The sequence below is a fragment of the Adhaeribacter rhizoryzae genome (genome assembly GCF_008629685.1).
In the GTDB taxonomy this organism is placed as follows: Bacteria; Bacteroidota; Bacteroidia; order Cytophagales; family Hymenobacteraceae; genus Adhaeribacter; species Adhaeribacter rhizoryzae.
Genome location: NZ_VWSF01000043.1, coordinates 1 through 12,417 on the forward strand (window position 1 = coordinate 1; position 12,417 = coordinate 12,417).

Below are 12,417 nucleotides of genomic sequence, written 5' to 3' on the forward strand. Positions count from 1 at the left end.
TTAGTGCAACTCACGCTGCTGGCTTTGTTTGCCGCTAGCAAGATAATGCTCTTGCACCTGGCTTCTAAACAGAAAGAAGCCGTGCCGCTGGCAGAAAGCTTTACCCGGCAAGAAGTCGCTTGTCTGCAGGCTTTACAAAAACGTTATGAAGGAAAAACAGCCAAGCAGCGGAATCCTTACCCCCAAGACTCTTTACAATGGTGCTACTGGATAATAGCCAGATTAGGCGGGTGGAAACCCCACGAAAAGCAGGCGGGGGTGATTACCCTTTTGCGCGGTTGGAATTACTTCCAGCATATCTTGCACGGGTGGACCCTGGCCCAAAAATTTGTGTCCTAATCGTAGCCAATATAAGAGAGAAATAGGGGTTCCTTATGAGAAATTCCGAAACCTAATTATCAACCGGATGCGAGATTCCGACTATCGTCCAAGTGGAATGAATAATGTTATTGAGAACATCCTGAGATCTTAAATAATGCTAAAACCAAGTTTTTCTTTAAAACTAAGTTTAAAGTTATTTTTCTGCTTTTTATGCTTGCCAATATTAGGACAATCGCAATCCTTAACCCGCTTCGAATACAACCAGCAACACATGGGCACACTTTTCCGCATTGCCCTGTATGCTTCTGATTCAACCCAGGCCGGTCAAGCCGCACGAGCCGCCTTTAACCGGGTAGCGGAGTTAAATCACATCCTCAGCGATTACGAACCAAACAGCGAACTCAACCAACTCTGCCGCACGGCCGGTACGGGCCAGTGGGTGCCTGTAAGTAAAGAGTTGTGGTTTGTACTAAAAAAATCGGTAGCCGTATCGGAGCGGACAAAAGGCGCTTTTGATGTAACGGTTGGGCCTTACGTGCAGCTGTGGCGTCGGGCCCGGCGGCAAGGAGAATTACCCACACCGGATGCGCTGGCCCAAGCCCGAAAAGCCGTAGGTTACCAGCACCTGAAATTAAATAATAAAAACAAAACGGTGCAGTTAGCGGTGCCGAATATGCAACTGGATATGGGTGCCATTGGCAAAGGCTATGCCGTGGACGAAGCGCTGAAAATATTGCGAAAGCACGGCATTAAATCGGCGCTAATAGATGGCGGAGGCAATATTGTGGTGAGCCGCCCACCGCCCGGCACCAAAGGTTGGGCCGTAAGCCTGGGCATTACCGCTCCTACCGATAATACCCGTCAGTTAAAGTTACTGCTAAAACACCAGGGGGTAGCTACTTCCGGCGATTTATACCAGTACCTGATTCTGGACGGGGTTCGTTATTCTCATATTCTTAATCCTTTTACCGGCCTGGGACTTACCGACCAGAGCCGCGTTACCATTGTCGCCCGCAACGGCCTTACCGCCGACTGGCTTTCTACGGCCGTTAGTGTACTGGGCCCAACCGACGGCCTGGCGCTGGCAGATAAAACACCGGGAGCGGCAGCTTCTTTTATCCGGCAAGAAAAAGACCAAACCCCACAATGGCTTTCCCGACGATTCAAAAAACTCAACACTTCACTTTTAGGTACGGAATAAATTTAGCTCCTACATACTCTATCTGGCGCAAGTTTAGTAAAGCGTAACTTGTGTCTACTAATAAAGGCCAGTTTTCAACTGGCCGGAAGTTGGAAACTTCCTCTCTCAAAACACACCAACTACAAGCTGGCGCGAGCAAACGTAAATTATTCTAAAGCTTCTGCCTAACTACTTGCTAATGCCTCCCAAGCAAGGGCAAAAAATTGATTAGTTAATGCGCTTACATTATTGTAGTCCTATTGAGCTGGTCGAAATAGCTGATTTTGACTTATAATGCTTTTATAGATCCTTCGACAAACTCTGGATGACCAAAATTGGTTTTAAGCGCATCCGCTATTTGGTAAGGATATGAATTTAACGCCTACATTCCTATCCTTTCTATAATGCTGCCGTTCCGGCCAAAACCATTCAAGGCGTATTTTGGGGTATTCACCCGCTTAATTCGGGCAACCGCCCATTTAAAATTGAATGCCCGAAACAACTATTCTAAATTCAGCCCTGATAAAATAACTGACCAGCATTTTGGCTCTAAGGTTAATGGCTGCTAATGTTCGCTTTTGTATGAAGTTATTTAAAAGCGAACACTTAACCAGTTAGCGTACCCGAAATAAATAGCCTGAGAAAACAGAAGTAAAAAATATATAAAATTATCAAGTTATTTATTTACAATTAATTAACAACAAATAACCGCTGCTAATATATTTTAAACCGTAGTTTGGTCAGGTTATTGCTGCATTACCCTTGTTCTATATATTAAAGCTGGATATTTATGTTCGATATAAACTTTCACCTGTTTCATGACGAGAATTTCTCTGATTATCCTGCTGCTGATCAGCAGCCAGTTGCCCCTGTTAGCTCAGAACAAGTACACCATCAGCGGCTACGTCCGGGAGAAGGGGAGTCAGGAATTGCTCATCGGGGTGAGTGTGTACCGGCCCGGCACCAGCGTGGGAACGGCTTCGAACACTTACGGCTTTTATTCACTTACCCTGCCAGCTGCCGACTCAGTTGAGTTAGCCTTTTCGTACGTAGGTTACCGGCCCGAAATCCGGCGCATAAAACTCCGGCAAAACACCGAATTAAATATAGAACTGGAGCCGAATGCGGTGCTGCAGGAAGTAAAAATTGTGGGCACAGAGCAACGCGAAAAAGTAAGCGAAGCGGTGCAGATGAGCAATATTGAAGTGCCGGTTGCCCAAATTAAAAATGTTCCGGCCCTGCTCGGCGAAAAAGACGTGATGAAAGTGCTGCAACTGATGCCCGGCGTGCAGAAGGGCAGCGAAGGCAACAGCGGCATTTACGTGCGCGGCGGCGGCCCTGACCAAAACCTAATTATCCTAGACGATGCCACCGTGTACAATGCTTCGCATTTATTTGGCTTTTTCTCTTTGTTTAACGGCGATGCTTTAAAAAGCGTGGAAATGACCAAAGGCGGTTTTCCGGCGCGTTACGGTGGTCGGTTATCGTCGGTGATTGAGCTGAACATGAAAGACGGCAACAAAGAAGAAGTGCACGGCGAAGGCGGCATTGGGCTTATTTCGTCGCGGTTAACGGTAGAAGGGCCACTGAAAAAAGGCGTTTCTTCGTTCCTGGTATCCGGGCGCCGCACCTACGCCGATTTGCTGATTAAACCGTTTCTGCCCAAAGAAGCCAAAGCCGGTTATTATTTCTACGACCTCAACACCAAAGTTAACTACGACTTCGGCCGAAAAAACAAATTATACATAAGCGGCTACTTTGGCCAGGATCGTTTTTACTTGCGCGAAAAATACGACGATGGCGACCGCACCCGCACCGGTATTGACTGGGGCAATGCCACCGGTACCCTGCGCTGGAACCACTTATTCAACGATCGCCTGTTCGCCAATGCCTCGCTAATTTACAGCCAGTACCAGTTTAATATTTTTTCGGAAGAACAAAACCGCTCAAATGAAGAATTCAAACTCGATTATTTGTCGGGCATCCGCGATATTGGCCTGAAATACGATTTAGATTATTTGCCTAACCCGGAGCATGCTATCCGGATGGGCGTACTGAGCACTTATCATCGCTTTAAGCCCAGCGCTTTGGTGGTAAAAGATTCCGATATAAATAAATTTGTCAGGGAAGTTTCGAATATTGATGTAACCGAAACCGGTGTGTACGCCGAAGATACGTACCGGCCTTTTCCGCAATTCCGACTGAACGCCGGCATCCGACTGAGTCATTTTGGGGTGAAAGGCAAATCTTACTTTAGGCCGGAACCACGTTTAGGCGTGAGTTATCGCTTGTTCGAAGATTTGTCGTTGAAGGCTTCTTACGCCACCATGAACCAGTTTGTGCACCTGCTGAGTAACACCGGCATTGGCCTGCCCACCGATTTATGGGTACCTTCTACCAAACGGATTGCGCCGCAACGGTCGCAACAAGTAGCACTGGGCGTAGCCAAAGATTTCCCGAAACAGAACCTTTCTTTAACTGTGGAAGGCTACTATAAGAAATCAGATAATATTATTGGGTACAAAGAAGGAGCCAGTTTCCTGCTGATAGACGATGCTGAATCGGCGGAAACGGTGAACTGGGAGAACAATATTACGGCGGGCCAGGGCTGGTCTTATGGCGCCGAATTTTTATTGCAGCGCAAAGTGGGCAAGTTCTCGGGCTGGCTCGGCTACACGCTCTCCTGGACGCAATTACAGTTCGATTCCCTCAACTTCGGTAAGAAATATTACGCCCGCTACGACCGCCGCCACGATATTTCGGTAGTGGGTATTTACCAGCCTTCGTCGCGCATTACTTTATCGGGTACTTGGGTTTACGGCACCGGCAACGCTATTACCATGCCCCGCAGTACTTACACCGCCCCTACGCACGAGCCCAGCAGCTTCTATCAGAATGGCCAGTACGTAACCGAATACGGCGATAAAAACAGTTTCCGGATGGCCGCTTACCACCGGTTCGATATAGGTATTCAGTTTCACAAGAAAAAACGTTGGGGCGAGCGCACCTGGGAAATTAGTGCCTATAACCTGTACAGCCGCAAGAATCCTTTCTTTTATTATCTCTCCTCGGAATACCAACCGAACGATAGTTCAACGGTTACGAAGGTAAAGCAGACTTCCTTGTTCCCCATTATTCCATCGGTGAGTTACAGTTTTAAGTTTTAGGAACCGCTAAACATGAAAATACAGAATATTTATAAGCTGCTTTGTTTGGGTCTGGTGCTGAGCTTGGGCGCTTGCGAAACCGATGTTACCAAAGAGGTAAATATTGATACAACACCGAAGCTGGCCGTGGTATCTTTTATTTCGCCGCAGGATACGGTACTCTTGGTTAATTTACAGAAAACGCAGCCGGCCGTGGGCAAAGCCATGTCGCGCGAAGAGGCCCGCGTACCAAATGCTACCGTACAATTATCGGATGGCAGCCAAACGTTTACTTTAAAATACGAACCTACCCCGGATGTTTACCGGCTGAGTGCCTCTAAACTGCCCGTATTGCCGGGTAAAACGTATTACCTAACCGTTGCGGCTCCTGACGGCTATACCGTTTCGGGTTCCTGCACCGTGCCGCGCACCGAAGGGGTGCGCATAACCGATATTACGGTTACGAACAAGGCTTTAGATTTTCCGGGTGGGCCCACTTCTATGGAGGTGTTTTCGTTTAAATGGCAGGATGCGGCCGGCCAGCCAAATTATTACCGTACTTTGGGCGGTAGCCGCGAAAGCCAGGACCCCATAAACCCGAATGGCCCACCCCGGATAGAGCCTTTTTACTTTAGTAGCTGGAACGATAAAAACAAAAATATTTATTCCGATGAAAAAACCGATGGGGGCTTGTTTTCTTCCGGCGAGGGCGGCTCGCAAATGCCAGCGTCCCAGGTGCCGCCAAAACCTTACTGGCTCCACGCCACTCTGGCCGTAACCGACCAGCATTATTACCGCTACCACCGCTCGGTTTACCAGCAAGCCGATACGGATGGTAACCCTTTTGCCGAGCCTACTTTAATTTACACCAACCTGCAAGGCGGTCTGGGCGTATTTGCCGCCTACAACGAAGTAAAAGGTTCTAAACGGGTAGAATAATAGAATAATTTAGTAGCTTTTCTACAAATAAAAGAGCCCATCCGGTACTTACCAGATGGGCCATTTTTATTACTTTGAATAGTTTATAAACTGATATTCCGCGAAATTTTCAAATAAACAATTTATAAGTCTAAGCAATCCACTTCTGTCATTCAGGAGGAACCTATTTGGCGGATTCAATAGCTTCTACTACTGGCAAAATTATGTTGAGATTGAGTTTATTTATAATCGTTTCTCAATTTGATATCTTCATAGCAACCGATACTGAATCTGCCAAATAGGTTCCTCCTGAATGACAGGGTTGGACTGCTTACACCTCTTTTTTGATATTGCCTATTAGTAGTTAATAACCTTTTTCTTCGCGGGCCAGTTGCCTATCGAGCCAGAAAGTGCCCAGCGGAATAAACGATAAAATAAAAGCCCAAACCGTTCTTAAAAACGACCACTTGTAAGTTATCCATACCTGTAGCAGGGCCAGTCCGTAGAGCACAAATAATACGCCGTGCGCCCAGCCCACGTATTTCACCATTAGCGGCATATCGGCTAGATATTTAAGGGGCATGGCAATTAACAATAATATTAAGTAAGAAATACCTTCCAGCACCGCGATAAGCCGGAAGCGGTGCAAGGCCGATTTGGATTGAGTTTGTGTATTGGAATTCATGAATTACTTTATTTGTAAAAACTTGTAAACGAATGAAACTCCAAAATTAACACATACCCGCCAGATACACTGCTTCTTTTAGTTTTAAATATCCTTCTTGCTAGCTTAATTCTCTTTTTGCTGGCGCGAGTGTCCCGCTCGTGTTTGCTATCTTCAGGCTTCAGGTCTTTTTTACGATTCCGGATTATAAAGCTTGCCTACCACTAACTTATCGCCCGATAAATCTACCTGGAACAAATGTGGAATGCGGCGGTAGCGGCCGTTAATGCTTTTATGGCTATGAATGGACATCAACAACTTGCCATCCAGGGTGTGGAACAACATACCGTGACCAAAATTAAGCGGCGTAATCGGTTCTTTTTCATGAATCCAGGGGCCGTCGAGGGTACCGCTTTTGGAATAAGCCACGCCTTGGGTGTACACATCATGAATCCAACTGGTCCAGATCATGCCTAAGCGCCCGGTTTTGGTTTTAAACAAGTAAGGCCCATCGGTTACTTTATTTGGTTTCTCCTGGCCATTTTCATCTTTTTCCCGGCTCCACGGCGAATCGCTGGCTCTAAACAAAACTTTTCCTTTACCAATGGTGCCACTTAAATCGGGTTTTAGCTCAATCTTCTCCATTGTGCCGTTCCAGTTCTGTAGCCATTCGTAGCAATAAACCATATAGGGTTTACCGTCTTTATCTACCCAAAGCGTGCCATCCAGGGTAGGCATATTGGCTGGCAAATAAGTAGCATCTTTCATGGGTACATAGGGGCCATCTGGTTTGTCGCTTACCAGCACATGGCAGGCCCGCCGCTCGATGGCATTACCCCTAACCGTATCTATCATTACAGCCCGATTGGTGAAGGTGGCAAAATAATAGTACTTGCCTTTATACGGGTGAATTTCGGCCGCCCAAATCATGGGTTTTGGCCCCATCCAGGAGGTCGGGTCGGTTTTGGTTACCTGATAAGGCCCCTCCCAAAGCTTCAGATTTTTGCTTTTCCAGAGCATCCCGCCGGTTCCGGTCATGTAATACATTTTTGTTTTCTGATCGGCCAGTATAAAAGGATCGCTTAAAACAATAGAATCTAAGGGTACATTTTTCCGAATTTCCCGCGGCCTACTTTCCTGGGCTTTCAGGCTTGAGGCAACAAACAAGAAACTTAATAAAGTAAATACAAAACCTTTCATAGCGTTTGTTTAAAAAGTGAAGCTGTTTAGTATATGTGTTTTTAACAGAATTCGCCGCCATTGGTGGTGTTATCACCGCCAATTCTAAAGCGGATGCCAGCCTACTTGCCGGTGCCTCCCCAACAAGGGCAGCGTTTGCTTCCATTTGATAAAATGCCAAACCGCTTCAGAATTAAAAAATATTCAAGAAGACATTTCCAGGTAAAAGCCTGCCTTCTTTTAGGGTTGATAAATTAATATAATACTGACTAACGGTCTTACACATAGCTTGCATCGATTTTGAAGCAATTTACCCGTTATAAGTTTCTGCCATGGCGTTTGCTCTTACGCTTGCCGCAGAATCTTCTCCATCTTCTTGCCTTTCGCCAGTTCGTCCACTAACTTGTCTAAATACCTTACCTGTTTGGTTAGAGGGTTTTCGATTTCTTCTATCCGGTAGCCGCAAATCACGCCTGTAATCAGGTGCGCGTTGGGGTTTAATTTTGCATAGCTGAAGAATGTTTCAAAAGTCACTTTCTCGTCAATCAGTTCTTGCAGCTTTTTATCTTCAAAGCCGGTTAGCCAGGTTATAACCTGGTGTAATTCTTCTTTTGTCCGGCCTTTGCTCTCTACTTTTGTAACATAGTGCGGATATACGGAGGCAAATGTCATTTTTGCCATTCTGGCATTGTGCTCGGGTGTTATATTCATAGTTTATGCTAATTTGGAAGGATAAACGTTAGTGTAACAATAGCTACAAATTAATATAGTTATACCATTTTGCAAACAGATAAACCAGTTTTCACCAGGCTCTTCGGCTTTAAAATACTTTTGTTCGAAAATTAGCTGGCATTTATTACTTTCCAGGCAGTTTGGAGAATATCCATTTAAGCAAAATTTAACCTTGGATTCAACAAGGCTTATCCTGCCCTAATAGCACTTGCAAGGGATATATTCTAAGGTGTACCAGCCGAGGTCTAACAATAATAAGACTTTTTATTTTCGCAGAATTACGGTTTTCATCAGGCATGATACTTCTTAATATAATTTTCACCAATTAATGCGGCTGTACTGTGATGTATTTTGAATGAAATGTACACCTCCATTGCCCATTCCCTTACAATTTTCATGCATTCCTCGGGTGAGGAAGCAACCAGCAAATCAGATGTGGTTAGTCGGCCTTTTTGGTCGGAGGAGGAGGTGTTAAAAATTCTGATTTATTCTTTTTATAATGATTGATAATGTTACTTAATTGTGGCGTTTTAGAATAATCCCACGCTACGTTCTTTTCAAAAATCAGGAACAGTCTGGTCAGGTGAATATGATTGTTCCAAGGTCCGTGGATTTCGCAGTGCTGTAAAGCCATAGCATCAACACTTAAAAAGCGCGTTACATAATATATTGGGTTATTAAAGTCAAGTAACTCCGCTATATGGTTAATATTGCTCAAGCATTCCCATACTCCTTGCGATACCTTGGCGCCACAAAACTGACAATTCCCTTCGTGCTGTAAAGTAATGCCATTCTTTTTTGCATAGTCTAATAAATCCTGCATTTTCTTTACTTATCAAAGGGTTTTGAATATACATTGTTAGCGGCTACTGCGCTTTTCAACTCATACTGAAATATCGTATTTTTCTCTTTATAGCTTAGATAATAATTGGTCTTGGTGTCTGTAGCAATTACCTCTATTTCTATGACTTTGAGTGTTTTTACCTTATTAGTTGCTATGGTTTATTCTTCTGAAAATGGGAGTTTTTTTAAAGAGCCGCTGGATTTATATTCTGGGTTTATCCGAAGCCGTTATGTAGAAATTAGGGTCTACTTTTAGTTTGGCTTTGACGGGCGTTTCTTTTAATTCCTGCCAGTTGATGGTGGGCTCCACCCAAAATTCCTTGTCGTTGAGGTATATTTTTACCGGCATGTTAAACCCGGTTACAGCATTGTTCCAGCGGTATTGCAGCTTGTTATCTTTAAAAGTATATTCCAGCACAGGTATCCGCACGTCGCGCAAATATTGGTCGAAAAATAATTTCAGGTCGCGGCCGGTTTGCTTGCTCAGGTAATCTTCTATTTGCTGGGTAGTTACGGTTTGGTGGTAAAAAGTTTTGTTCAGGCCGCGCAAAATGTTGCGCCACTTGGCATCGCTGTTTACAATTTGTCGAAGCGTGTGCAGCATGTTGGCCCCTTTGTAATACATATCGCCGGAGCCGCCATAGTTTACATCGTACTTACCAATAATGGGCCGGTCGTTCTGAATATTGGCGCGGGTACCAATTACGTATTCCGCCGAAGCTTTTTTGCCAAAGTGGTAATCCAGGAAAAGGTTTTCGGAGTAAGCCGTAAAGCTCTCGTGAATCCACATATCGGCAATATCCTTGTAGGTAATATTGTTGGCAAACCACTCGTGACCCGATTCGTGCACAATAATAAAATCGAACTTCAGGCCCCAGCCGGTTTTGCTCAAATCTTTGCCCAGGTAACCGTTCTGGTATTTATTGCCGTACGTAACCGAGCTTTGGTGTTCCATGCCTAAGTAAGGCACCTCTACCAGTTTGTAACTGTCTTCGTAAAAAGGGTACGGGCCAAACCAGTGCTCCAAAGCTTTTAACATGCGGGGCACTTCGGCAAAGTGTTTTTTTGCTTTTTCCAGGTTGTCGCGCAACACGTAATAATCGCAATCCAGCACGCCTTTTTCGCCGGGGTATTTCTCCCCGAAATGCACGTAATCGCCAATATTAATATTTACCCCGTAGTTGTTAATGGGGTTGGTAACGGCCCAATGAAAAGTTTTGGTGCCATCGTTGTTCTGCACCACTTTGCGCAGCCGGCCGTTCGAGACATCGGTTAATTTTTGCGGCACGGTTACACTAATAAGCATGCTGTCGGGCTCGTCGTACATATGGTCTTTGCAGGGCCACCACAAACTGGCACCGTCGCCTTGCACCGAAGTAGCCACAAACGGATTACCGTTGGCATCTTTGCGCCAGGTAACGCCGCCGCTCCAGGGCGGATTTTTGCTCACCTGCGGCTTGCCGCCGTACATCACCTCTACTTTGTTTACTTTGCCGGGCGTTTGCTTTTCGGTTAGTTTCAGAAAATAAGCATTGCCTTCGCGGGTAAACGTTACGGGTTTGCCGTTTTGGGTTACCTTTTCTATGCGCATGGGTGCCTGTAAATCTAGTTGCAGGGTTTGGTTGGGCTGCAGCACCTTGTACTGCACGGTATTTTTACCCCGGATGGTACTATCGGCAGGGTTTACTTTTATATCCAAGTGGTAATAAGTCAGGTCCCACCACGCCCGCTCTGGTGTAATGGAGCCGCGCAAAGTATCCTGACGGGTAAATATTGGGGTTTGGGCCTGCACCGAAAAATTTCCGGTTAATAAAAACACCAGCGCAATTATCCGGTAAAAAATATGAGTACTTAAATTAAATTTCATCGGGCTTAAATTAAGGGCAATACAGCATGCGTTTTAAAAATAATGCCGGCGCTGCTAACCTGCTACAATTTTTAAAGGTACGAGGTTAGCTATTAAAATTCCAGTGGGCTTACCCGAATTAATAATATTGCGGATTTAACTACCGGAATTCTTATGCTGCTTGGTTGTAATTTAATGCTTAAATATTAGTTTTACGGTATGGCTGATTCGTTATTAAACCGCAGAAATTCTTTAAAAGTATTAGGCGCCGCCGTGGGCTTATCGGTGTTACCCAAAATAGGTTTGGCTAAACCGGCACCCAAACCGGCTTTTACTTATTGCCTGAACATGAGCACCATAATGGGCCAAAAGTTAGGTTTTGTGAAAGAACTCGAAACTGCATCTAAAGCCGGATTCCGCTCCGTCGAAATTTGGATGAACTCGCTCGAAGCTTACCTCAGCGGCGGCGGTACCATTGCCGATGCCCGCAAACGCATCAACGACTTAGGCCTGAAAATAGAAAATGCCATTGGATTTGCCAACTGGATTGTGGATGATGACTCGGCTCGCCAAAAAGGTCTGGATTTGCTGAAGCGCGAAATGGAATTATTGGCGCAACTGGGCTGTAAGCGCACCGCAGCTCCGCCCGCCGGCGCTACTAATAACCCGGGCCTGGATCTGAAAAAAGCCGCCGAACGCTACCGTAAAATATTGGAACTAGGCGACCAAACCGGCGTAGTGCCGCAACTCGAACTCTGGGGATTTTCGAAGAATTTGAGCCGATTGAGCGAGGTATTGTACGTTGCCACCGAAAGCGGCCACCCTTCGGCCCGGCTTTTGCTCGATGTGTACCATTTGTATAAAGGTGGCACCAGCCTCGACAGCCTGCACCTGGTGGGCAAACCCGGCATCGAAATATTCCACGTTAACGATTACAGCGCCAGTTCTTCGCCGGCCACCATTACCGATGCCGACCGCATTTATACCGGCGAGGGTGTAGCCCCCATCGGCCGCATTCTGCAAGCTCTCCGCCAACCCGATAAGCCGCTGATTATTTCCTTTGAAGTGTTTAACAAAGGTTACTATGCCCAGGATGCTTTGCTGGTAGCCCAAACTGCCTTGGCTAAAATGAAAGCTGCTACTAAAAATGTTTAAAGAATAATATTTTATTTTGCCGGAATTGGCTCGTTAATGCATTTATAACGAACTTTTTCTGCATAAGCACTTTAAGAATAATTGTTACCAATGCTCGCAGTTGCGGGTTATCTTACTTCAGCTTTTAGATATATTTAGTATCAAACCACCCCTGCCCCTCCTTAGCCAAGGCTGGGAGCCCGGCTAATGCCAAATTTAGGCCTATCCTATGCATTAGCCGCAACACCTTCCCTAATTTAGGGCTACGATTAGGACACAAAATGGAGCGGGGAGCTGTTGGGGGTAAATGGCAGATGCAATATTTAGCAATATTCGGATAGAGCGACGGGTCAAGCAAGTAGTAGAAAAGATAATAGAAAAGCAAAGTGTGGTGATACATCAGCTAAGTGCGAGCGAAGCCGAGCAGCGGAGTTACTACCGTCTGCTGCATAAC

General features: G+C 45.6%; 9 protein-coding genes and 1 pseudogene. 5 read left to right on the forward strand and 5 right to left on the reverse strand.

What is annotated here, in order from left to right:
• From F0145_RS26425 to F0145_RS25805, 4 genes and pseudogenes are all read left to right on the forward strand, one after another.
• Positions 1 to 339, forward strand: a pseudogene (locus F0145_RS26425) (IS4-like element ISSysp3 family transposase); the annotation flags it as partial.
• Positions 340 to 592: 253 nt separating this feature from the next.
• Positions 593 to 1,522 (forward strand): FAD:protein FMN transferase, encoded by a 930-nt coding sequence (locus F0145_RS25795; protein WP_223816244.1) that lies wholly within the window; start codon positions 593 to 595, stop codon positions 1,520 to 1,522.
• A 797-nt stretch (positions 1,523 to 2,319) separates the two neighbouring features.
• On the forward strand, positions 2,320 to 4,668 hold the full coding sequence (locus tag F0145_RS25800; protein WP_150093545.1) for a TonB-dependent receptor: 2,349 nt from the start codon (positions 2,320 to 2,322) through the stop codon (positions 4,666 to 4,668).
• 12 nt (positions 4,669 to 4,680) lie between these two features.
• The gene (locus F0145_RS25805) at positions 4,681 to 5,586 is read left to right on the forward strand and encodes a DUF4249 domain-containing protein (RefSeq protein WP_150093547.1); all 906 of its coding nucleotides are present in this window, start codon (positions 4,681 to 4,683) and stop codon (positions 5,584 to 5,586) included.
• A gap of 343 nt (positions 5,587 to 5,929) precedes the next feature.
• Here F0145_RS25805 and F0145_RS25810 read toward each other — a convergent pair whose 3' ends face one another.
• The 5 genes from F0145_RS25810 to F0145_RS25830 form a co-directional block, all read right to left on the reverse strand.
• Positions 5,930 to 6,250 (reverse strand): DUF3817 domain-containing protein, encoded by a 321-nt coding sequence (locus F0145_RS25810; protein WP_150093549.1) that lies wholly within the window; start codon positions 6,248 to 6,250, stop codon positions 5,930 to 5,932.
• A 171-nt stretch (positions 6,251 to 6,421) separates the two neighbouring features.
• Complete coding sequence (locus F0145_RS25815) at positions 6,422 to 7,429, reverse strand: glycoside hydrolase family 43 protein (RefSeq protein WP_150093552.1); 1,008 nt, start codon at positions 7,427 to 7,429, stop codon at positions 6,422 to 6,424.
• A 324-nt stretch (positions 7,430 to 7,753) separates the two neighbouring features.
• Entirely contained in the window at positions 7,754 to 8,119 is a 366-nt protein-coding gene (locus tag F0145_RS25820) for a DUF2200 domain-containing protein (RefSeq protein ID WP_150093554.1), read from the reverse strand.
• Between the two features lie 460 nt (positions 8,120 to 8,579).
• Positions 8,580 to 8,963: a DUF5946 family protein gene (locus F0145_RS25825; RefSeq protein ID WP_150093556.1), complete on the reverse strand. Its 384-nt coding sequence runs from the start codon at positions 8,961 to 8,963 to the stop codon at positions 8,580 to 8,582.
• A gap of 222 nt (positions 8,964 to 9,185) precedes the next feature.
• Positions 9,186 to 10,850 (reverse strand): M1 family metallopeptidase, encoded by a 1,665-nt coding sequence (locus F0145_RS25830; RefSeq protein ID WP_150093558.1) that lies wholly within the window; start codon positions 10,848 to 10,850, stop codon positions 9,186 to 9,188.
• 198 nt (positions 10,851 to 11,048) lie between these two features.
• On the opposite strand from F0145_RS25830, the gene F0145_RS25835 reads away from it, so the two are divergent.
• Positions 11,049 to 11,984: a sugar phosphate isomerase/epimerase family protein gene (locus F0145_RS25835; protein WP_150093560.1), complete on the forward strand. Its 936-nt coding sequence runs from the start codon at positions 11,049 to 11,051 to the stop codon at positions 11,982 to 11,984.
• Positions 11,985 to 12,417 lie beyond the last annotated feature (433 nt).